Origin of the sequence: Flavobacterium notoginsengisoli (genome assembly GCF_042686225.1) — a bacterium.
Classification (GTDB): Bacteria; Bacteroidota; Bacteroidia; order Flavobacteriales; family Flavobacteriaceae; genus Flavobacterium; species Flavobacterium notoginsengisoli.
Genome location: NZ_JBHUOT010000001.1, coordinates 713,441 through 734,462, shown reverse-complemented (window position 1 = coordinate 734,462; position 21,022 = coordinate 713,441). Strand labels below are relative to the sequence as shown.

Annotated in this window: 20 protein-coding genes; 9 read left to right on the top strand and 11 right to left on the bottom strand. The window is 32.4% G+C overall.

Features of this window, described 5'->3' with window-relative positions:
* Positions 1-2: 2 nt before the first annotated feature.
* Both ccoS and ACFS3A_RS03075 read right to left on the bottom strand, forming a co-directional pair.
* Complete coding sequence (gene ccoS, locus ACFS3A_RS03080; protein ID WP_091491194.1) at positions 3-194, bottom strand: cbb3-type cytochrome oxidase assembly protein CcoS; 192 nt, start codon at positions 192-194, stop codon at positions 3-5.
* 114 nt (positions 195-308) lie between these two features.
* Positions 309-2,696, bottom strand: a complete 2,388-nt coding sequence (locus tag ACFS3A_RS03075) for a heavy metal translocating P-type ATPase (RefSeq protein ID WP_379823861.1) — start codon at positions 2,694-2,696, stop codon at positions 309-311.
* A 203-nt stretch (positions 2,697-2,899) separates the two neighbouring features.
* Here ACFS3A_RS03075 and ACFS3A_RS03070 point away from each other — a divergent pair, with 203 nt between their 5' ends.
* Positions 2,900-3,583, top strand: coding sequence for a Crp/Fnr family transcriptional regulator (locus ACFS3A_RS03070; protein ID WP_379823860.1), 684 nt, complete (start codon positions 2,900-2,902; stop codon positions 3,581-3,583).
* Here the strand turns inward: ACFS3A_RS03070 and mazG are convergent.
* From mazG to def, 3 genes are all read right to left on the bottom strand, one after another.
* Complete coding sequence (mazG, locus tag ACFS3A_RS03065; protein WP_379823859.1) at positions 3,580-4,350, bottom strand: nucleoside triphosphate pyrophosphohydrolase; 771 nt, start codon at positions 4,348-4,350, stop codon at positions 3,580-3,582. The genes ACFS3A_RS03070 and mazG overlap by 4 nt on opposite strands.
* A 97-nt stretch (positions 4,351-4,447) precedes the next feature.
* Positions 4,448-4,933 (bottom strand): DUF5606 family protein, encoded by a 486-nt coding sequence (locus ACFS3A_RS03060; protein ID WP_289658061.1) that lies wholly within the window; start codon positions 4,931-4,933, stop codon positions 4,448-4,450.
* Between the two features lie 59 nt (positions 4,934-4,992).
* On the bottom strand, positions 4,993-5,583 hold the full coding sequence (def, locus tag ACFS3A_RS03055; protein WP_109192716.1) for a peptide deformylase: 591 nt from the start codon (positions 5,581-5,583) through the stop codon (positions 4,993-4,995).
* Between the two features lie 201 nt (positions 5,584-5,784).
* Between def and ACFS3A_RS03050 the strand changes: the two genes are divergently transcribed.
* Entirely contained in the window at positions 5,785-8,007 is a 2,223-nt protein-coding gene (locus ACFS3A_RS03050; RefSeq protein ID WP_379823858.1) for an FUSC family protein, read from the top strand.
* Positions 8,008-8,049: 42 nt separating this feature from the next.
* Here ACFS3A_RS03050 and ACFS3A_RS03045 read toward each other — a convergent pair whose 3' ends face one another.
* On the bottom strand, positions 8,050-9,543 hold the full coding sequence (locus tag ACFS3A_RS03045; RefSeq protein ID WP_379823857.1) for a malate:quinone oxidoreductase: 1,494 nt from the start codon (positions 9,541-9,543) through the stop codon (positions 8,050-8,052).
* 126 nt (positions 9,544-9,669) lie between these two features.
* Complete coding sequence (ruvX, locus tag ACFS3A_RS03040) at positions 9,670-10,083, bottom strand: Holliday junction resolvase RuvX (protein WP_379823856.1); 414 nt, start codon at positions 10,081-10,083, stop codon at positions 9,670-9,672.
* 298 nt (positions 10,084-10,381) lie between these two features.
* On the opposite strand from ruvX, the gene ACFS3A_RS03035 reads away from it, so the two are divergent.
* Together ACFS3A_RS03035 and ACFS3A_RS03030 are read left to right on the top strand one after the other, a co-directional pair.
* Positions 10,382-11,437 carry an LTA synthase family protein gene (locus ACFS3A_RS03035; RefSeq protein WP_379823855.1) on the top strand — a complete coding sequence of 352 codons (1,056 nt, stop codon included), beginning with the start codon at positions 10,382-10,384 and terminating at the stop codon, positions 11,435-11,437.
* Entirely contained in the window at positions 11,434-12,201 is a 768-nt protein-coding gene (locus ACFS3A_RS03030; protein ID WP_379824359.1) for an LTA synthase family protein, read from the top strand. Before ACFS3A_RS03035 ends, ACFS3A_RS03030 begins: the two co-directional genes overlap by 4 nt.
* Positions 12,202-12,279: 78 nt before the next feature.
* Here ACFS3A_RS03030 and ACFS3A_RS03025 read toward each other — a convergent pair whose 3' ends face one another.
* Positions 12,280-12,909 carry a PAS domain-containing protein gene (locus ACFS3A_RS03025; protein WP_379823854.1) on the bottom strand — a complete coding sequence of 210 codons (630 nt, stop codon included), beginning with the start codon at positions 12,907-12,909 and terminating at the stop codon, positions 12,280-12,282.
* Between the two features lie 264 nt (positions 12,910-13,173).
* Between ACFS3A_RS03025 and ACFS3A_RS03020 the strand changes: the two genes are divergently transcribed.
* The 3 genes from ACFS3A_RS03020 to ACFS3A_RS03010 all read left to right on the top strand — a co-directional run bounded on the left by ACFS3A_RS03020 (position 13,174) and on the right by ACFS3A_RS03010 (position 15,948).
* Entirely contained in the window at positions 13,174-13,989 is an 816-nt protein-coding gene (locus ACFS3A_RS03020; protein ID WP_057118644.1) for a 2,3,4,5-tetrahydropyridine-2,6-dicarboxylate N-succinyltransferase, read from the top strand.
* 115 nt (positions 13,990-14,104) lie between these two features.
* Positions 14,105-15,172 carry a glycosyltransferase family 9 protein gene (locus ACFS3A_RS03015; protein WP_379823853.1) on the top strand — a complete coding sequence of 356 codons (1,068 nt, stop codon included), beginning with the start codon at positions 14,105-14,107 and terminating at the stop codon, positions 15,170-15,172.
* 5 nt (positions 15,173-15,177) lie between these two features.
* Positions 15,178-15,948, top strand: a complete 771-nt coding sequence (locus ACFS3A_RS03010) for a glycosyltransferase family 2 protein (protein ID WP_379823852.1) — start codon at positions 15,178-15,180, stop codon at positions 15,946-15,948.
* A 22-nt stretch (positions 15,949-15,970) separates the two neighbouring features.
* On the opposite strand, the gene ACFS3A_RS03005 is transcribed toward ACFS3A_RS03010, so the two are convergent.
* Entirely contained in the window at positions 15,971-16,741 is a 771-nt protein-coding gene (locus tag ACFS3A_RS03005; protein WP_379823851.1) for a Kdo domain containing protein, read from the bottom strand.
* A 126-nt stretch (positions 16,742-16,867) separates the two neighbouring features.
* Between ACFS3A_RS03005 and ACFS3A_RS03000 the strand changes: the two genes are divergently transcribed.
* Entirely contained in the window at positions 16,868-17,977 is a 1,110-nt protein-coding gene (locus ACFS3A_RS03000) for a glycosyltransferase family 4 protein (protein WP_379823850.1), read from the top strand.
* On the opposite strand, the gene ACFS3A_RS02995 is transcribed toward ACFS3A_RS03000, so the two are convergent.
* On the bottom strand, positions 17,974-18,759 hold the full coding sequence (locus ACFS3A_RS02995) for a DUF5672 family protein (RefSeq protein WP_379823849.1): 786 nt from the start codon (positions 18,757-18,759) through the stop codon (positions 17,974-17,976). The genes ACFS3A_RS03000 and ACFS3A_RS02995 overlap by 4 nt on opposite strands.
* A 241-nt stretch (positions 18,760-19,000) precedes the next feature.
* On the opposite strand from ACFS3A_RS02995, the gene ACFS3A_RS02990 reads away from it, so the two are divergent.
* Complete coding sequence (locus ACFS3A_RS02990) at positions 19,001-19,570, top strand: L-threonylcarbamoyladenylate synthase (protein WP_379823847.1); 570 nt, start codon at positions 19,001-19,003, stop codon at positions 19,568-19,570.
* 255 nt (positions 19,571-19,825) lie between these two features.
* On the opposite strand, the gene ACFS3A_RS02985 is transcribed toward ACFS3A_RS02990, so the two are convergent.
* Entirely contained in the window at positions 19,826-20,950 is a 1,125-nt protein-coding gene (locus ACFS3A_RS02985) for a cysteine desulfurase family protein (RefSeq protein ID WP_379823846.1), read from the bottom strand.
* Positions 20,951-21,022 lie beyond the last annotated feature (72 nt).

Below are 21,022 nucleotides of genomic sequence, written 5' to 3'. Positions count from 1 at the left end.
AATTATACTTGTTTTTCTTCGATTGGTGAATTATTATTTTGGGAAATAATTTTGGTCTCATCGTCAAAAAGAATTCTGACTGAAGGTGTATAATCGTCGTCGTACTGGCCAGATTTGACAGCAATAATGAAAGCAATGAAGAAACAAATTGCTACGAAAATACTTACTGAAATTAAAAGATAAATAACACTCATACCGTAAATTTATGTTAACAAAATTACTAGGTGATCGGCGTTTAAAATATGATAATTATCATGCTCAGAGAAGAATAATAAAAATAAAAAAAATATCTTTTGAATTATTTAAAACTATTCTAAATTACTATTACTGAAATAGTTAGACATAAAAGTAACAAAGCTGACAATGGTAATTGTACTCAACGGCATAATGATCGCAGCAACCAATGGAAGAAGGTTTCCTGTGACCGCAAATGCCAGTCCAATAACGTTGTAGAGCAATGATAAACCAAAACTCATCTTGATGATAAAAATCGCCTTATGAGAAAGCTTTAAAAAGTAATTTAAACGTGAAAATTCAGAAGCATCTAATATAGCATCGCAGGCAGGCGAAAACACATTCACATTCTCAGAAATCGAAATTCCGACATTACTTTGTGCCAATGCTCCGGCATCATTCAATCCATCTCCAACCATCATGACATTTCTGCCATTCTCTTGAAGGTTTTTAATAAATTCAAGTTTCTGATCGGGCTTTTGATTGAATACTAATTCCGTATTTTTAGGAAGAATGGCTTCTAGATTTTTCTTTTCTCCATCGTTATCTCCCGATAGCACTTTGATTTCGTAATCTTTATCCAGTTTTGAAAAAAGCTTTTCCAAACCTTCCCTATATTGATTTTGGAAAACAAATCTTCCGAAATAAGTTCCATCAATTTTAATATGTAAAGCTGTTTTTTCAAGCTCTGAACCATCAGAAACTAAACTATCGATAAACTGTCCTGAACCAATTTTTATTTCTTTATTTTCAGTCACAGCTAAAATTCCTTTTCCTGTAATTTCCTGAAAATCATAAACATTCATTCGTTTTACTTCTGGAAGAAAATCATAAAGCATTCGGCTTAAAGGATGATTTGAAGCTCGTAATACATTCTTAATCAGTACAATATCTAAATCAGAAATTGTATTTCCTTCGTAGCTTATATTCGATTTTTTATTAGTGGTAATGGTTCCCGTCTTATCAAAAACAATGGTATCTACTTTTGCCAGTTGTTCGATTACAACAGCATTTTTTAAGTAGAATTTCTTCTTTCCTAAAATCCTCAAAATATTACCAAAAGTAAATGGAGCTGTTAATGCCAATGCACAAGGACAAGCCACAATTAAAACAGCTGTAAAAACATTAAAGGCAATATTAGCATCTATAGAAATCCAATAACCAAAACCAGCAAATGCAATGAGCATTAGGATAGGGGTAAAATAACGGCTTATCGCATCTGTTATGGTTTTGTGTTTTTGATCTACTTTTTTCTGAAAAATTTCGTTACTCCACAGTTGGGTCAAATAACTTTGAGAAACCGAATGTAAAACTTCCATTTCGATTACTTTTCCAATCTGCTTACCGCCTGCAAAAACTTTATCTCCCGATTTTTTGGTAATCGGAACGGCTTCTCCTGTCACGAAACTATAATCAATATCGGCGCTTTCGCTGATTAAAATTCCATCAACCGGAATCAATTCCTGATTACGAATCAATAAACGATCTCCTTTAACAACATCGTAAATGGCAACATTATCTTCTGAAGCGTCTTTATTTATTTTGGTTACAGCAATTGGAAAATAGGATTTAAAATCTCTTTCGAAACTTAAAAAACTGTACGTTTTAATCTGAAACATTTTACCAAGCAACATAAAAAACACCAGACTGGCTAAACTATCGAAGAACCCAGGCCCGTGATCCATAAGCATATCATAAGTACTTCGAATAAACATTACGATAATTCCCAACGCAATTGGAATATCAATATTGAGCATTCGAGTTCTGATGCTGTGATACGCCGAAACATAATATCCGCTTGCAGAATACAAAAAACTTGGCAAGGCTAGAAGAAATATCAATAATCTGAAAAACGGTTTGTAGCTATCTAACCAAAATTCCTTCATTTCGAAATACTCCGGAAACGAAAGCAACATGATATTTCCAAAACAGAAAAAGGCAACACCCAATTTATAGGTTAAACTTCTGTCAACTTTTGTTTTTCCTGTTTCGTAATTTTCTAAACTGATGTAAGGTTCGTAACCAATTGAACTCAACAGATATACGATTTCTTTTAAAGAAACAGTATCTGAATTAAAAGTAATTCGAACTCTTTTTTCATGAAAATTAACCTGAGAAATGCTAATTCCAGGCTGCAATCGGTTTAAATTTTCCAGAATCCAAATGCAAGAACTGCAGTGGATGTGTGGAATATTTAAAGAAACAATAGCCGTGTTTCCTTCTTGAAATTCCAATACTTTTGAAAGTATGGCTTCATTATCTAAAAAATCGTATTTTCCTGCAATGTCCTGTGGTGTGGCACCAGGTGATTTTTCGAAATCATAATAAGAGGTTAAATTGTTACTGCTGAAAATTTCATACACTGTTTTACAGCCGGCACAACAAAACTTTTTATCATCAAAATCAATTTCTTCATTTTGTTCAATAGTTAAACCACAATGAAAACAACTTTGCTCCCTCATAAACTTGTTTTTATTTGCCACAAATTTCCAATTAAAGCACAATTATTAAGATGATAATTGTCATGTTATACCTAAATTGAATTCTAATTAAACCTCATTACGAGCATTCAAAATAGCAGTAATTCTAATTTATAATAATTTTACGATATAATAATGGCTAAAACTCTTAAATATTTTTAATTTTGTCCCAAACAAATATTGTCATGAATAAATGTGATCAATGCATTGTACGTCAGCTTAGCTCTTTAAAAGCCCTTAACAAAGAAGAAGTTATAAAATTAGCCAGCAGTAAAACCACTTACAAAATTAAAAAAGGGGAAGCCATTTTTGAAGAAGGCGAAGTTACCAATGGGGTATTTTGTGTAAAAGATGGTGTGGGTAAACTTTCAAAATTAAGCGCAAACGGAAAAGACCAAATCGTAAAACTGGTAAAATCCGGAGAACTTCTTGGTCAGCGTTCGATGATTAGCAATGAGCCGGCAAACTTAACGGCAAAAGCAATCGCAGATATGGAGGTTTGTTTTATTCCTAAAACCGAAATCATCAATTTTTTCAACAGCAACAATCAGTTTTCTTTAAATATGATGCAGTCTGTCTGCGAAGATTTAAAAGAATCTGAAAACGAAAAAATTGCTTTAGTCCAGAAAACAGTAAAACAAAGACTGGCAGAAACTTTGCTTCAATTACACGAAGCTTTTGGAGAAGATACAGATAAAACCCTGAAAGTTCAACTAACCAGAGAAGAACTTGCGGGAATTATTGGTACTGCAACAGAAAGCTGTATTCGTTTATTATCTGATTTTAATAAATCAGAATTGATTGAGTTGGTTGGTAAAAAGATTATGCTTAAAAATGTTCGTGCCTTAAAAAAACTGGCCGAAAACTAAAGCTTTTTCGCTTCATTCCAAAAAATATCCATTTCGCTAAGCGTCATATCCGATAAAGATTTTCCTAATTCGCCTGCTTTACTTTCTAAGTATTGAAAGCGTTTTATAAACTTTTTATTGGTTCTTTCCAAAGCATCTTCTGGATTTACATTTAAGAATCGCGCATAATTGATCATCGAAAACAAAACGTCGCCAAATTCATCTTCGATTTTATCTTGGTTTCCAGCTTGTACTTCGTCTTGCAATTCTTGTAATTCTTCCTGTACTTTATCCCAAACCTGATGCGGTTCTTCCCAATCAAAACCAACTCCTTTTACCTTATCCTGAATTCTGCTTGCTTTAACTAAAGCAGGAAGACTTCTTGGAACACCTTCTAAAACCGATTTTTTACCTTCCTTAAGTTTTAGTTTTTCCCAGTTTTGTTTGACTTCCTCTTCATTTTCCACTTTCACATCTCCATAGATATGAGGATGACGATGAATTAATTTTTCACAAATTTCGTTGCAGACATCAGCGATATCAAAATCGTTGGTTTCGCTTCCTATTTTAGCATAAAAAACAATATGCAAAAGCAAATCACCCAACTCTTTTTTAACTTCATTCAAATCATTGTCCAGAATAGCATCTCCCAGCTCGTAGGTTTCTTCAATTGTTAAATGTCTTAAAGTCTGAAGGGTTTGCTTTTTATCCCACGGACATTGTTCACGAAGTTCATCCATGATATTTAGTAATCTTTCAAATGCCTTTAACTGGTTTTCTCTATTCATTTTGAAGTCTTTTAAATTTAAAGCTCTATTTGGTAAAATTAAAAAATCCTGTCAAGAAACATCTCAACAGGATTGATTTATATCGAAAGAAAAACTACTATTCTTCTTTTTTAGCTTTTGCTTTTTTAGCAGCCGGAGCTTTTTTAGGTTTTTCTTCAGCAACCGGAGCTTCTTCTTTAGCTTCTTCAACAGCAGGAGCTAAATCTGTTACTAATCCTTTTGCCTGAAGCGTATTGTACCAGTTTAATACTTTTTTAATATCTGAAGGATATACTCTTTCTTCGTCATAAGTTGGAAGAATTTCTTTAAAATAAGCAGCCAAAGTAGCATTGTCTTCTTTATGAGAAATTGCTTGACCTTTGTTCTCTTTAACGGCAATTTGCTGCATTACTTCAGTTAACGGTTTTTCACCTTCATAAGTATAAATCGAAATTTCAGACAATAAACTTACATTGCTTTTTAGATTTACAGTAATCTTCTTCCCATCAATTAATGACTCCGCCACAAAACCTGTACGAGTTTGAACTTTCAATTCATATAAACCTGGTTTTCCTGAAATGGCTAAAATTTTCGTTAAATTCATTTTATTAAAATTTGTATTAAGAATTTGATTTATTTTTTGTTTCTAAATAGTTAGAAAACTTATCTACCTTTTTTGGCCGCAAAAAACTTCATTCTATATTCCTGAAACGTTTTTCCTTCAGTAATATTTTTCAGTTTCTTTTGGATCAAGCGTTTTTTAAGAGACGAAATTTTATCTGTAAATAAAATCCCTTCAATATGGTCGTATTCGTGCTGAATAACTCTAGCAATTAAACCATCGAATACTTCCGTCTTCATTACAAAATCCTCCTCACAATATTCTATTGTAACGGTTGGTTTTCTGTAAACATCCTCACGCACATCCGGAATACTCAAACATCCTTCGTTAAAACCCCACTCTTCTCCTTCTTCTTTAACAATTTTAGCATTGATAAAAGTCTTTTTAAAACCTTTCAAATCTTTTTGTTCTTCTGAAGGTAAATCCTCATCATCACTAAAAGGTGTTGTATCAATAACAAACAAACGAATCGGTAGTCCAACCTGCGGCGCAGCAAGCCCAACTCCGTACGCATTGTACATCGTCTCGTACATATTTGCGATCGTTTCTTTTAGGTTTGGATATTCTGGCGTAATGTCCTGCCCTACTTTTCTTAAAACAGGATCACCGTATCCTACAATTGGTAAAATCATTTGTTTTTATTTTTGTTTTTAGGTGCTGAAAAAACAGAATTAAAGTTCTGATATTTCAGCTGGCAAAAATAGTAAAAAATAGTCAATGAATAATTCTATTACTATATTATGTGATATTTTTTCCTAACCGCTAAAAAACTCAGCTATAATTGTGCCAAAATCACTCTTACAATTCTTACCTTTGCTAGTAAACCTGTCTTTATGATTGATAAAATTTCAAAATTTACAAACAGCACCTCTTTCTTCAATGCCTCTAAAGTAACTATTGCTTCTGTTGTTCCTGTTTTGGTTTTAAATTTTTTAGGTCATTTTGAAATTGGTTTTACCATTGCTTTGGGTGCTTTTTATACGTATCCGAGTGATATCCCAAGTTCCTTAATTCATAAAGTAAAAGGTTTAATTGCCGCTTCGTTTATCGTTTCTGGAGTAAATCTTTTAGTCAATTTAGCCTATCCTTACCCTGTACTATTTTATCCTTTTTTAGGTATTCTTCTATTTGCTTGCTCCATGATTTCAGTTTATGGACAGCGTGCGACATTAATTTCATTCTCGGCTTTATTATCTATTTCTCTTTCATTTGGACATCTACATGAAGGAGTCGAAGCCTTTGAATATTCCGGGTTCATATTTATTGGAGGAATTCTCTATTTAATAGTATCGCTTGTATTTCATTTGGTACAGCCTTATAAATATGTTGAATTACAAATTGCCGAGGGTATAAAGCTTACCGCTAAATATTTAAAACTTAGAGGAGACCTGTGGAGCCCTGAAGCCAACAGGCAAGCAATTATCGAAAAACAACTGGCTGTTCAGGTCGAATTGAATCTTATTCATGAGGATTTAAGAAAAATGCTTATTGGAAATCAGAATGCTTCCGGAATCACTAGTCAAAACAGAAAGATGCTTTTGGTTTTTATTACTTTGGTCGAAATTCAGGAATTGGCACTTTATACTTCTTTTGACCATAGCAAACTTCATGTAAAATTTGCCAAACATCCGGATGTTTTAAGAACCTATCAAAATGTGGCATACAAGCTGGCTTCTACTTTAAAGAAACTTTCCAAAAACGTACGTCATATCAGTGTTTATGTTGACAAACACGATTTGAAAAATGAATTGGATGCTTTGGAATTTGCCATTTTTGACTACGAAAAAACTTTAGGAAAAGAAGAAGCTGCAGAAGGCGTACTAATGTTAACAAACATGCTGAAATATGCCAAAAATCAGGTTGGAAAAATCAAAATTATTCAGCGTGCATTCTCACTGGCAATGCAGTCTTATAAATTAAAAGACAAAGACAAGGAACTTGAAAAATTCTTAACACCTCAATATTATCCACTGCGAACTTTAATTGAGAATTTATCTTATTCTTCTTCTATTTTCAGGCATTCGATACGATTAACCATCACAATTTTAATCGGTTTCTTTCTTGGACAAATTCTTCCGTTTCAAAATGTCTATTGGATTTTGCTAACTATAGTTGTAATCATGCGCCCTGGCTATGGATTAACAAAAGAGCGATCTTACCATAGAATGTTCGGAACCGTTTTGGGGGGTGTTTTGGCTTTCGGAATTGTTTCTTTCATTCAAAATCATGTCGCACTTAGTATTTTCTCTATAATCTGTATGCTTTTAGGAATTTCGTTTACTCAAATCAACTATAAAATCAGTGCCACTTTTGTGACAATGTATGTGGTTTTTATTTACGGAATTCTAACTCCTGACATTAACGAAGTAATTCAGTACAGAATATTGGATTCTCTTGCCGGAGCTATTTTAGCCTTTATTGCCAATCAATTTTTATGGCCGGCCTGGGAATTTATCAATACACCAATTCATATCGAAAATTCTATTCGGGCCAATCGAAATTACCTGAAAGAAATTGCCGATTTTTATAATAAAAAAGGAGAAGTTCCAACTTCGTACAGATTAGCCAGAAAAAATGCATTTGTGGAAATTGGGAATCTGATGACTTCTTTTCAGCGCATGATGCAGGAGCCCAAATCGAAACAAAAAACAATGCCTTTGGTTAATAAATTAGTGGTTTTAAATCACTCTTTATTATCTGCTTTAGCTTCACTTTCAACATACATTCAGTCACATCAAACGACATCTGCTTCAGAATCTTTCAATTATATTATTAAAACGATTTTAGCCAATCTGGATCATTCTATTGCTGTTTTAAGAAACGAAACTATTTTGACGGATACTTTTTTTGAGAAAGAAGATGTGACGTTGCAATTTGAAGAATTAAAAAGAAAAAACTTCACGCGATTAGCAGAAGACGATGAACTGGATAAAGAAACGCGCCAGGCCAAAATGCAGGAGGCTTCAATGGTTATAGAACAATTAATATGGATGAGTAATCTTGCAGAGAAAATCCTAAAAAACACAACTGATCTAAAAGCAACAAATCCGGATTAATTCAGCCGGATTTGTTTTTTTTATTCAATTAAAGAAAGAAGTTTATTTTATCTTCAAAACTTCTGCTGTATGTTTTCTGAGTTCTGCTAAAAGCACAGGTTTATCATTTAAAGTCTGACCATAAGAAGGAATCATTATTTTCAATTTCGCCTCCCATTCAGGTGTCTTAATTTGATTACCGAAACATCTGCTAATCAAATCCACCATAATTCCTACCGCTGTAGAGGCTCCTGGCGAAGCACCTAATAAAACAGCTAAAGTTCCATCATGTGTATTAATAACTTCTGTACCAAATTCTAGAACCCCACCTTCTTTTTCATCCTTTTTAATTACCTGAACACGTTGTCCTGCTTTTTCCAGTTTCCAGTCTTTTGAACGTGCTGTTGGCAAATATTCTCGTAAAGCTTTCATTCTGTCTTTTGGAGACTGACGAACCTGCTCAATCAAATATTTAGTTAATGGAATATTGTGATATCCAGCAGCTAACATCGGAATTAAATTGTTACGTTTAATTGACATTGGCAAATCCAGATAAGAACCGTTTTTCAAGAAACGAGTTGAAAATCCTGCAAACGGACCAAAAAGCAATGCTTTTTCGCCATCAATTACACGCGTGTCAATATGAGGAACAGACATTGGAGGCGCTCCAACACTTGCTTTTCCGTACACTTTTGCCTGATGCTTTGCAATTACTTCCGGATTGGTACATTTTAGCCATTGTCCACTTACAGGAAAACCACCGTAACCATTTCCTTCCGGTACATTTGCTTTTTCTAATAAGGGCAAAGAACCACCACCAGCACCAATAAATACAAATTTAGTATACGCTTTACGTTTTTGTCCTGTAGACAAATCTGTAATTTTTATTCTCCAGGATTTGTCTTCACGTTGTCTTAGTTTTTTAACTTCATGGTTAAAATACAAAGAAACACCGTCTAATTTTCCCAGGTAATTGAACATACTTCTGGTTAAAGCACCAAAATTCACATCGGTACCAATTTCCATGTGTGTAGCTGCTAATTTTTCATCAGCAGTACGCCCTTCCATTACCAATGGCATCCATTTTTGAAGCTGCTCAAAATCGGTACTAAAAGTCATGTCGGCGAAGATTGGATTGCTCTGAAGAGCTTCAAATCTCTTTTTTAAATAATCAACGTTTTTATCTCCCCACACAAAACTCATATGAGGAACGCTTTTAATAAAATTATCAGGAGAAGGCACTTTGTTTTGCTGCACTAAGTAAGACCAAAACTGGCGAGAAATCTCAAATGATTCAGCAATACTTATTGCTTTTTTAGGATCTATACTGCCGTCTGCCTTTTCCGGAGTATAATTTAGTTCACAAAAAGCAGAGTGTCCTGTTCCGGCATTATTCCAGGCATCTGAACTTTCAGCTGCGGCAACATCTAATCTTTCGTAAATTTCAATTTTTATATCAGGTTGTAATTCTTTCAAAATTACTCCAAGAGTGGCACTCATTATTCCAGCGCCAATGAGTACTACATCACTATTTGAACGTATGGTTTCGTCAGGCATAACAGTATTTTTATTTAAAGTGCAAAGGTACTTTTTTAATTGCAAAAAAAAACTAATTTTTACAGGATAAAAGTTAGGATTTTCTAAAAACCATTAAATTATAAATAAAAAATACGACGAAGAGCGTTATTTTTTTGAGGAAAGATAATCCTGAAGCAAAATTGTAGCGGAAATTTCATCTATCAAACCTTTATTCTGACGCTGTTTTTTGCTTAAGCCACTGTCAATCATGGTTTGGAATGCCATTTTGGAGGTAAAACGCTCATCTACCCGAATTACTTTTATTTCCGGAAAAACATTGGAAAAATGAGTGGCAAATCCATTTATTACGGAAGCACTTTCAGATGGTTGTCCGTTCATCTGTTTTGGCTCGCCAATTAAAACCGCTTCTACTTTTTCTTTTGCAAAATAATTCTTTAAAAAATCAACCAAAGTATGTGTCGGAATCGTAGTCAAACCTGATGCTATAATCTGCATTTCATCGGTAACTGCTATTCCTGTGCGTTTTTGTCCGTAATCTATGGAGAGGATTCTTGGCATTTATTTTTTTATGCAAATTTAAACAAAAATAAAAAGCAATAGCTATTTCTATTTTCAAATCCTTTAACAAAGAAAGTCCTTTTCAGAGGTTGCTCCCTTCAAAAAATGCTCTATTCCATATTCAATATACAACTGTAAAAATGTCTTATTACATTATAAAAATGTCTTTTACAGCTATATCAACACATTTTAATGTCAGTTATTTTGCGGCAATCTTAATCAACTTTCAAATACATCTTTTGAGAATAAAATGAATAATTATAAAAAAAGTATTGAACTATTTTCTAAAAGATTTCTTTTGATAGTTTTCATTTATCAATTCACCCGAATTCTATTTTATTTAATAAATCATAAATTATTGGGTCCTGTTTCTTTTCAGTCTTTTTGGGGCGGACTTATATTCGATTTTGCTTCTGTTAGTTATATCAATATACTTTTTTTATTTGCCCATTTAATCCCGGGAAATTTTAAATACAACAACAACTATCAACGTATTTTAAAAATTGTTTTTTACAGCATTAACCTACTATTTATTGCTACCAATTTTATAGATATAATTTATTATCGTTTTACTGGAAGAAGAAGCACATTTGGAATGATTACCGCAAAAGGAATGGAACATGAAGCTATGGGTCTGCTCCCCTCTTTTTTAAAAGAATTCTGGTATATCGCGATTGCTTTTTTACTTACCAGCATTTTATTTTGGAAACTCATTCCGGATTTAAACAGAAATTCATCACCAAAAAAAATAACAAAACAAGATTATCTAAAAAAATACGTTTTTTTTCTGACTACAATATTCATTTTGTTAATATTAGGGAGAGGCGGTTTGCAAAAAAAGCCCATTAAAGTTGTTGATGGAATAAAATACGGTGCTCTACAAAATGCAGGCCTTGTTCTAAACACTCCGTTTACCATCTTTAAAAGTATTACAAAAAAAGATGATATTGAACAAGTTCAATATTACAATTCCAGAGAATTAAAAACGATCTACAATCCTATTGTTTCCTTGCAACCAACACAGCCTTTCTTTAAAAAAAATGTTGTTATTTTAATTTTAGAAAGCTTCGGAAATGAAAACATTGGACTTGGACAAACCCCCTTTTTAGACTCTCTCATTACCAAATCATATTATTTCAAAAATGGATTTGCAAACGGAAAAGTCTCCATAGATGCGGTTCCGTCTATACTTTCGAGCATACCAAGTTTAATGAATAATTCTTTTATATCCTCTGCTTATTCCTTAAATAAAATAAACGGACTTCCTAAAATCCTAAAAAAGGAAGGCTATACTACTTCTTTTTTCATGGCGCCTTTAACGGAAGTCAAAATTTTGATCAGTATGCAAAAATAGCAGGATTCGACCAATATTTTGGGAAAGATCAATACGAAGGTCCTGACTCTTTTGATGGCAAATGGGGAATTTATGATGAAGAGTTTTTACAGTTTTTTGCTTCCAAACTTTCCTCTTTCAAACAGCCTTTTTTCAGCTCCTTATTTACTATTTCTTCCCATAATCCATACACAATTCCTGAAAAATACATTGGGAAATTTCCCAAAGGAAGCACGCGAATACAAGAAAGTATTGCTTATACAGATTATGCTTTAATGAAGTTTTTTGAAACGGCAAAAAAACAGAAATGGTATTCTAATACACTTTTTGTGATTTCAGCTGATCATACATCTTCAGAAGGCGACAGAGAAACAGATAAAACAAGTATTGGAAAATTTAGAATTCCTATATTCTTTTTCGATCCGACCAATTCAGATTTTGTTGGAGTAGATACTAAAAATTTCCAACAAATTGATATTATGCCAAGTATTTTGGACTATTTAAATATAAAGGCAGAAATGATCAGTTTTGGTAAAAGCTATAAATCCAGAGAAAACTTTGTGGTATATTATCTTCAGGGAACTTATCATTACATAAAAGATGATTATTACTTAGCATTTGCAAATGGGAAAACAATTGGTTTCTACAAATGGAAAGAAGATCCTTTATTAAAAAACAACTTAATGAAACAAGATTACTTAAAAGTAAAAGAAGAAGAAAAATTCATAAAAGCCTATATACAATCTTTTAATGACAGAGTTATAAATGATCAACTAACTTTATAAATTAAAACAAAAAAATCCGCCCTGAAAAACTCAGGACGGACTCTATCCAAATATTCAAACCTAAAAAATAACTCAAATTTACCTTCCGAATAATCTACTAAAAAAACCTCTGTGTTCTTCCTCTTCACTATCTTCTTCCTCAACGTAATTAGCAAACTTGGATTGTGCTTTTTCGTGTTCGTAAATCAATTCCTTAATATACTCCACATAACTTCTCTTCTTTTCTTCCAAAAACCCGATTAGGTATTTTTCACTGAATTCAACTCCGCTTGCTGCTTCTATTTGCAATAATTTTTTATATAATGGCTCAATATGCATCGCAATTACTTCCTGAGGCACAGCCTGTCTGCGCCCAAAATAATTTACAATTACGTCATTTTCGTCACGGGCAATTTCAAAGTCGGTAATTACCCAGTAATATCTTCCAGACTTCGCCAGATTCTTTACGATAGCGTGAAAGTTTTTACCTTGTTTCAAATTTTCCCAAAGCACTTTAAAAATGACTTTTGGCATATCAGGATGACGTATAATATTATGCGGCTGTCCCATTAATTCGTAATCTTCATAACCACAAACGTCAACAAATACTTCATTGGCATACTCAATAATACCAAATGCATTTGTTTTACTCATAATAACCTGCGTTTTATCCCAGGTTACCTCTTTGTCAATTATGACTCTGTTCTGAAGTTGATTTTCTTGATTCATATTTTACTGCTTATATGATTAATGTATTGAATGGAATGTTTTTCAATGATGCGAAAGTAGAGAGAAGAAAAAATAGAAAATCTGACTTTTGTCATATTTTGACATAAAAAAAACTTATAGAGGTTGTTTGGTAAATATCTAGGCTTTTCCAATTATTCGAAGTTTTACAAATAAGAAACAAAAAGTTAAATATGTAACATTTTACAGTGGTTTTGCTTTTTTGCATTTATGCAAATACCTTATCTTTGCCAAAAATTTAAACGTATGAATTCTTTACAGACTATAATTGAACAAGCTTGGGAAAACAGAGCTTTATTACAAGAAACTACAACTACAGATGCCATTAGAGAAGTTATCGAATTGGTAGACGCTGGAAAACTACGCGTTGCTGAACCAGTTGGCGACAAATGGCAGGTAAACGAATGGGTTAAGAAAGCGGTTGTAATGTATTTCCCAATTCAAAAAATGGAAACATGGGAATCTGGTATTTTCGAATATCATGATAAAATGTTACTAAAAAGAGATTATGCTGCAAAAGGAATTCGCGTTGTACCAAATGCAGTTGCTCGTTATGGCGCTTACATTTCAAGCGGTGTTATCTTAATGCCAAGTTATGTAAACATTGGAGCTTATGTAGACGAAGGAACTATGGTTGATACCTGGGCAACTGTTGGAAGCTGTGCACAAATTGGTAAAAATGTTCACTTAAGTGGTGGTGTTGGTATTGGTGGTGTTCTTGAGCCATTACAAGCTGCTCCGGTAATTATTGAAGACGGTGCGTTCATCGGATCTCGTTGTATCGTTGTTGAAGGTGTTCATGTTGGAAAAGAAGCTGTTCTTGGTGCTAACGTATGTTTAACTGCATCTACCAAAATTATTGACGTTACTGGAGATGAACCGGTTGAAATGAAAGGTTTCGTTCCTGCTCGTTCTGTAGTTATTCCAGGAAGCTATACTAAAAAATTCGCTGCCGGAGAATTTCAGGTTCCTTGCGCATTAATTATTGGAACCCGTAAACCTTCTACAGATTTAAAAACTTCTTTAAACAATGCACTTCGCGAATACGATGTCGCTGTTTAATTATTAGTAATAGAAATTTTCAATTTTTAAAAATCCGAATTCCTTTCTGTAAAATGATTGGAATTTGGATTTTTTTTGCTTCAATTTGTAGTCCGTTAACACAATACTATTTTAGATGAAAATACTTGTAATTCAGCAAAAAATGATTGGCGATGTTTTAGTCAGCAGCATTATTTGCAACAACCTTAGAACCGCATATCCGGAAGCACAAATCGATTATCTGGTTTATGCTTCTACAACACCGGTTTTAGAAGGAAATACAAGTATTGACAACATTATTTTGTTTGAAGAAAAACATCGAAGCAGTAAAAAAGAGCTTCTTAAATTAGGCTTACAACTTCGAAAAGAGAACTACGATTTGTTAATTGATGCTTATTCCAAATTAGAGAGTTGGATTTTGGTTTTATTAAGCAATGCTAAAAGAAAAATTTCATACAAAAAACCGGGTAGAAGCTTTTTATATACAGATAATGTTCCGTTTGAACCTTTTCCTAAAACCAATTTAGGACTTGCAATTGAAAGAAGGCTTTCTCTATTAGAACCACTGCATCTTCAAACAGCAATCGATCCAATTCCTAAATTATTTGTTTCTGAAAAAGAAAATCAGGAAGCTCTAATTTTATTTGATAAACATCAGGTACAAAAAGACAGAAAAACGATTATGATTAGCCTTTTGGGAAGCGAAAAACTCAAAACCTATCCTTTGGAATTCATGTCTAAAGTAGTAGATTATGTTGCCGATAATGCCGATGTAAATATTCTTTTTAATTATTTCCCAAAACAATTAGAAGAAGCCAAAATCGTTTTTAATACCTGCAAACCTTCTACCCAAAGTAAAATTTATTTTGATTTATTGGGAGGAGACTTAAGATCGTTTATTGGTTTGGTAAATCAATGTGACGCTATTATCGGAAATGATGGTGGTGCAATTAATATGGCAAAAGCATTAGAAAAACCTTCTTTTATAATTTTTTCTCCTTGGATTGAAAAGAAAATATGGGCAACATTTGAAGACGGAATCCATCATCTTTCTGTACACTTAAAAGATTACCGTCCCGCACTGTTCGAAAACAAAACAGAAAAAATGCTTAAAAAAAAATCGTTGGAGTTGTATGAGAAATTTTTACCAGAGTTTTTTGAAAATAAAATCAAATCATTTTTAGGGCAAAACGGATTTAATTAGGTTCAATGATTTCTTCAGAAAAACAACTTTTAACAGCCTTAATCATTACACATGATGAAGAACAAAACATTCGCACTGTTTTGGAAAATCTGTCATTTGCAGACGAAATCATTGTTGTAGATTCTTTTAGTTCTGACCAGACATTTCAAATTGCATCTTCTTTCGAAAATGTTCATGTAATACAGCATACTTTTGAAAATTTTGCCTCACAGCGAAATTTTGCATTAAGTCTGGCTTCCCATTCATGGATTCTTTTTATAGATGCTGACGAACGACTGACTCCGGAACTAAAAAAGGAAATCGTACTGGTTATCAATCAGGAAAACGAAACTGTAGCCTACTTTATGCACCGTACTTTTATGTTTATGAATAAAAGACTGCGTTTTAGTGGTTGGCAAACCGATAAAATTATACGATTATTTAAAAAGGAAAATGCTTTTTACAACCATGAAAAAATAGTTCATGAAAAGCTGATTATAAATGGCGAAGTAGGAAAACTAAAAAACAAATTAGTTCACTTTTCCTACTCCTCATTTGGCGATTATAAACAGAAAATGATTTTTTACGGAAAGCTAAAAGCTCACGAAGAACTCGCTAAAAACACCAATCCAAACTTCTTTCATTTTTATATTCGTCCTGCATATCAGTTTTTACATCAATACATTATACGATTAGGTTTTCTTGATGGTAAAAAAGGGGTAATAATTTGTTATCTAAATGCCCTAAGTGTTTTCGAGCGTTTTCAGGAACTCAAAAAAATCAAGAACCAGAATTAAAAAGACTTTCTTGTTTTTATATTTAAGATTTTTTCCAGAATTTAAGTTTCTTTTTAAGTCTTTTTTTCTTAGCGAAACCCTCCTGAAAATCTACAGTTGCCTGCCACATTTTTTCAAAAATTTCGGCTTCAGTTTTTTCTTTGTAAACTTTAGAATATTCATTGCTCATTACAGCAACCATTTCTTTTTTAGGAGTCAAACGACTGAAATTATTCATTCTTTGCTCAAAATTCATCTCATGATGAAAATTCATTCGGTTTAAATCAACCAAAAAGAAAGCATATTTACTTTCAGTCATTTTCTTTATTAAAGTATTTCCCGGCGAATGATCCAGAAATTCAACCCCTTTTTCGTGAAGTTCAAAACAAAATTGACTAAACTGTCTTAGAATATTATCATGATCCGGATAATTCGGGATTTCAACCAGTTCCCTATAAGTCAGTTCAGTTACCAAGTGTTCACTTACGTAATAACTATCTCTTAATCCAATAAAATTGTAGTTTTCAAGAAATGCAATTGGTTCAGGTGTTCCAATTCCTTTTTCTAATAAAATTGTAGCATATTCAAAAGAACGTTTCGCTTTTGACTTTCTAAAATATTTATAAGCAATCTTATTTACGATATTAGGAATTTTGAATGATTTGATGTTAATTTTTTTTCCATTCAAATCAAACAATTTAATCTTATTACGGTCTCCATTTCCAAAAAGTTCACCTGAAGAATTAAAATTATTTATGATTTGTCCTATATAATTCTGGTCTTGCTTAAATTTTTCGTTAATTTTTAATGGCATAATAGATATCTGTAATTTTTTTAGAGTTCAAAAATAACTAAATGCTTTCATACAATGATAAAAACATAAAATTTATTCTTTATATAGTATTTTTCTTATATTTTTACAGCGAATTAAATTTTAGCAATGAAAATATTAAATGTTACCTCAATTACCGAATTGAGAGGTGGTGATGCTCAAATGTATATGATCTACAAACTTCTTGACAATAAAGATAATCTCAAGCAATACATTTTATGTCCTGATGACTCCATTCTGGCATCTATTTGTAAAAATGACAACGCCCGCTTTTTTACCTATAAAAAAAATTACTTCAAACTATTTAATTTAGTCCGTGCAATTATTAGAATTTGCAAAAAAGAATCAATAAACATAGTCCATATTCATGATTCCTCGGCTTTAAACGCAGCCTTAATTGCTTTATCATTTTTAGATAAATCCATTTCTTTAGTATTAAGCCGTAAAAGGAACAACAAAATCAAAGATAAATTCTTAAACAAATACAAATATTCGCATCCCAGAATCCAAAAAATCATTTGTGTATCTAAAGCTGTAGAATCTATTTTTGATAACATCATAACTGACAAAAATCGCTTACAAACCATTTATGATGCAATTGATGTAGAAAAATTTACGCAAAAAAAGAGTCAGAATCTTTTACACAAGGAATTCAGTTTTTCTGATGATACAAAAATAATTGGCAATGTTGCAGGTTTAACCAATCAAAAAGACATTTACACTTTTATTGATACAGCAAAAAAAATCAAAACTAAAAATCATAAATCTTATCCAATAAAATTTATCGTAATTGGAGATGGCCCTTTAAAGAATGGTTTAATCAATTATACAATAGCAAACGGTTTAGAAAATGATCTTTTTTTTACAGGTTTTAGAAACACAGTCGATTTATTACCTGAATTTGACGTGTTTCTTTCAACTTCAATAACAGAAGGACTTCCCTTAACTATTTACGAAGCTTTTGCTTCTAAAATACCCGTTGTTTCAACTGAAGCAGGAGGAATTCCTGAAGTTATCACAAATGGAAAAACAGGATTTCTTTCCTCCTTTAAAGATTCTGAAACCTTATCTCAAAGAGTAATTGAGATTTTAGAAAATCCTGCTTTACAAGAAACCCTAATAACTAATTCTTTTAAATTAGTCAAAGAGAATCATGACCTTGATATTATGGGAACAAATTATTACAATTTCTATAAGAGCCTATTTGAATGCTCTTAATACTGATCAATTATTGGTTTCCAAAAGTCGATTACCTTCGGTTTATTGATTGCATGACAACCAAACGGAAGTTCGTTATTGGTTAACTTCATTGCCAAATTGGGTTTTCTGTCAATTGCAAAGTAAACTGCTTCTTTGTAGTCAGGAATTTTAAAATCAGAATCAAATTCAATTGCTTTCAAAGACCAAAAAACATCTTCTATGGCATATATCTTCTTCTCTTTAGCTTTTAAAGTATCTGAAATGAATTTTTGCTGGTCTTTTGTAATTTTATAATGCGAGGCTATTTTACGTAATGAAAATCCTCCGTTACCCACTTTAAAAAAAGTTTGTTCACGTTCATTTTTCTTTTTAGATCTAAACAATCTTGCTACTTTATTGAAAATATTCATTCCAAAAGAATCTGTAGAAGTAGCAATCCATGGTGCTCCAATGTAATCATATCCTTTTTGACACCATTTTAATAAATCATCTCTAAAAACAAAAGCGTCTAACTGATAAATTAAAATATACTCAGAATCTAAAAAGCTCTCATAAAAAACAGTTGACAATAATAATTCATTATAACCATCTATAGTTGCGAAATAATGTTTGGCAAAACTTTTAAAAGTCAAATTTTCATATTTATCTGAAAGATAAGAATGGTTTAAACCTTCCGGATGTACAATTACAATTTCATAATCTTTTAATATTTTACAGCATTGTAAAAATGATTTTTCTTCAAGTTCACCAAAATATTCCTTGTAAACAGGAATGATTACTTTCACTATTTTTTTATTCATGTGGTATTTTAAGATTAATCTATTTTTTCAGAAAGACAATTGCTTTTAAAACCAGCGCGTATTTTTTCTGACATTTTAACTTTAGTGACAAAAATAATCTTATAAATTACAAAAACCTGATTATTGCAAATTAAATTTAATCCCATTATTAAAAATATACTTTAAAGCTCAAATTAGAAACAAAAATTTTAAATACTGGGATTTTGAATTGTTATCTTTGCCAAAAATTAAAGTTTTTTTCATGGAAAATATCAATCAGGAGGTAATCAATGCGTACGAAGTCATTAAAGAAGGAGGTATCATTCTTTATCCAACAGACACTGTTTGGGGAATTGGGTGTGATGCAACAAATGCCGAAGCTGTTGCAAAAATCTATCAATTAAAACAACGTGCCGAAACTCAAAGCATGATTGTTTTGATGAATGGCGAAAAAATGATGTATAATGTTTTTAAGAACATTCCTGAAGTAGCCTGGCAGATTATTGATTTATCTGAAAAACCAACAACTTTAATTTTGGATGATGCGAGAAATGTTGCTTCTAATATTATTGCAGCAGACAAATCTCTTGGAGTTCGATTGGTAAAAGAACCTTTCTGCTACAAATTGATGGAAAGAATGAAAAAACCACTGGTTTCTACTTCTGCAAATATTTCAGGACAGCCAACACCACAAAGTTTTAAAGATATCAGTCCGGAAATTATAAACGGAGTTGATTATGTAGTAAAATTAAATCAGGACAAAGTAAACGGGAAATCTTCCACAATTATTAAACTGACTAACGATTCACAAGTAAAAGTGATTCGTAAATAGTTTTTTGTTTCAGGTTTCAGGTTTCAGATTTTTGAAAAAACTTTGAGTATAGTTTTTAACGCAAAGAAGCTTTTATTGAAAATCTAAATAGAGTTAAAAAAGTTCGCAAAGCTTTATCAAAACAAACTTTGCGAACTTTTTTATTTTAATGGCTCTAAAATAATCTTAGCGACCTTTGCGTAATCCTTAGCGCACTCCGCGCTTAAAAAAACTTAGAATATCAGTCCCGAAGCCACGGGATAGTATTTTAGCAACTTAGACCGTTTTCAAACTTTCAATAAGCCAATCAATATCTTCTTTTGTATTATAATGGCTAAATGATATTCGGAGATTAGGCAGTTTTAAATCGGCTTCTGAAAGCATTTCATTTAAAACATGAGAAGGTCTTATACTACCCGACTGACAAGCACTTCCTCTTGAAACCGCAATTCCTTTCATATCTAAACTAAAAAGCAGCATTGAAGTTTTATCTGATGAAAAAGGCAGAATAATATTGATGATATTGTAGAAATCATCTTTTTTTCCATTAATTCTAAAGTCCGGAAAATGAATTTCTAACTGCTCTATAAGATATTTTTTTATATCCGAAATATAAGCTCTCTCTTCCTCCAGTTTTTCATAAGAAACAGACAAAGCTTTTGCCATTCCTGCAATTTGATGCACCGCTTCTGTTCCTGCACGAAGTCCTTTCTCTTGTTCTCCACCAAAAAGCAAAGGCTGCAAACCGGAATTTTTTCTAACAAAGGCAAATCCGATTCCTTTTGGTCCGTGAAATTTATGTGCACTGGCTAAAATAAAATCTACCGGAGTCTTTTGAAGATCAATTTCGGTTTTTCCAACAGACTGAACCGTATCAGAATGAAACAAGGCATTGTATTGCTTGCAAATAAGACCAACCCTTTCCAGATCTAAAATAGCGCCGGTTTCGTTATTTACATGCATTAAACTCACTAAAGTCTTTTTCTCATCAGACAACAAATTCGATAAGTGAGTCAAATCCAGACTTCCATCCGGATTTACATTTACATAATCAACCTGTATTTTGTATTCCTCCTGAAGTGCCCAAACGGTATGCAAAACTGCATGATGTTCTATTTTTGAAGTAATAATTCGTTGTACTTTTAAGTCTTCAACTGCAGAACGCATAATCCAGTTATTGGCTTCAGTCCCACCAGAAGTAAAAATAATTTCCTGGGCAGTAGCATTTAAATGTTTAGCGATACTTTTTCTTGAAAGTTCTAATATTGTTTTAGCATTTCGTCCAAAACTGTGTGTAGACGATGGATTGCCAAAATCCTCCAGCATTACTTTAGTCATTTCCTGAATTACTTCGGGACGCATTGCAGTAGTTGAGGCATTATCTAGATATACTTTTTTCATTGTTGCAAAGTTAAGAAATATCAATTGTCAAATCTTCAATATCATTTGCCATTTTTTTCACTATTTTTGACC

Bases quoted from the DNA above. Each gene is read 5' to 3' on its own strand.
- ccoS (WP_091491194.1), bottom strand. From the start codon at position 194: ATGAGTGTTATTTATCTTTTAATTTCAGTAAGTATTTTCGTAGCAATT.
- ACFS3A_RS03075 (WP_379823861.1), bottom strand. From the start codon at position 2,696: ATGAGGGAGCAAAGTTGTTTTCATTGTGGTTTAACTATTGAACAAAAT.
- ACFS3A_RS03070 (WP_379823860.1), top strand. From the start codon at position 2,900: ATGAATAAATGTGATCAATGCATTGTACGTCAGCTTAGCTCTTTAAAA.
- mazG (WP_379823859.1), bottom strand. From the start codon at position 4,350: ATGAATAGAGAAAACCAGTTAAAGGCATTTGAAAGATTACTAAATATC.
- ACFS3A_RS03060 (WP_289658061.1), bottom strand. From the start codon at position 4,933: ATGAATTTAACGAAAATTTTAGCCATTTCAGGAAAACCAGGTTTATAT.
- def (WP_109192716.1), bottom strand. From the start codon at position 5,583: ATGATTTTACCAATTGTAGGATACGGTGATCCTGTTTTAAGAAAAGTA.
- ACFS3A_RS03050 (WP_379823858.1), top strand. From the start codon at position 5,785: ATGATTGATAAAATTTCAAAATTTACAAACAGCACCTCTTTCTTCAAT.
- ACFS3A_RS03045 (WP_379823857.1), bottom strand. From the start codon at position 9,543: ATGCCTGACGAAACCATACGTTCAAATAGTGATGTAGTACTCATTGGC.
- ruvX (WP_379823856.1), bottom strand. From the start codon at position 10,083: ATGCCAAGAATCCTCTCCATAGATTACGGACAAAAACGCACAGGAATA.
- ACFS3A_RS03025 (WP_379823854.1), bottom strand. From the start codon at position 12,909: ATGAATCAAGAAAATCAACTTCAGAACAGAGTCATAATTGACAAAGAG.
- ACFS3A_RS03020 (WP_057118644.1), top strand. From the start codon at position 13,174: ATGAATTCTTTACAGACTATAATTGAACAAGCTTGGGAAAACAGAGCT.
- ACFS3A_RS03015 (WP_379823853.1), top strand. From the start codon at position 14,105: ATGAAAATACTTGTAATTCAGCAAAAAATGATTGGCGATGTTTTAGTC.
- ACFS3A_RS03010 (WP_379823852.1), top strand. From the start codon at position 15,178: ATGATTTCTTCAGAAAAACAACTTTTAACAGCCTTAATCATTACACAT.
- ACFS3A_RS03005 (WP_379823851.1), bottom strand. From the start codon at position 16,741: ATGCCATTAAAAATTAACGAAAAATTTAAGCAAGACCAGAATTATATA.
- ACFS3A_RS03000 (WP_379823850.1), top strand. From the start codon at position 16,868: ATGAAAATATTAAATGTTACCTCAATTACCGAATTGAGAGGTGGTGAT.
- ACFS3A_RS02995 (WP_379823849.1), bottom strand. From the start codon at position 18,759: ATGAATAAAAAAATAGTGAAAGTAATCATTCCTGTTTACAAGGAATAT.
- ACFS3A_RS02990 (WP_379823847.1), top strand. From the start codon at position 19,001: ATGGAAAATATCAATCAGGAGGTAATCAATGCGTACGAAGTCATTAAA.
- ACFS3A_RS02985 (WP_379823846.1), bottom strand. From the start codon at position 20,950: ATGAAAAAAGTATATCTAGATAATGCCTCAACTACTGCAATGCGTCCC.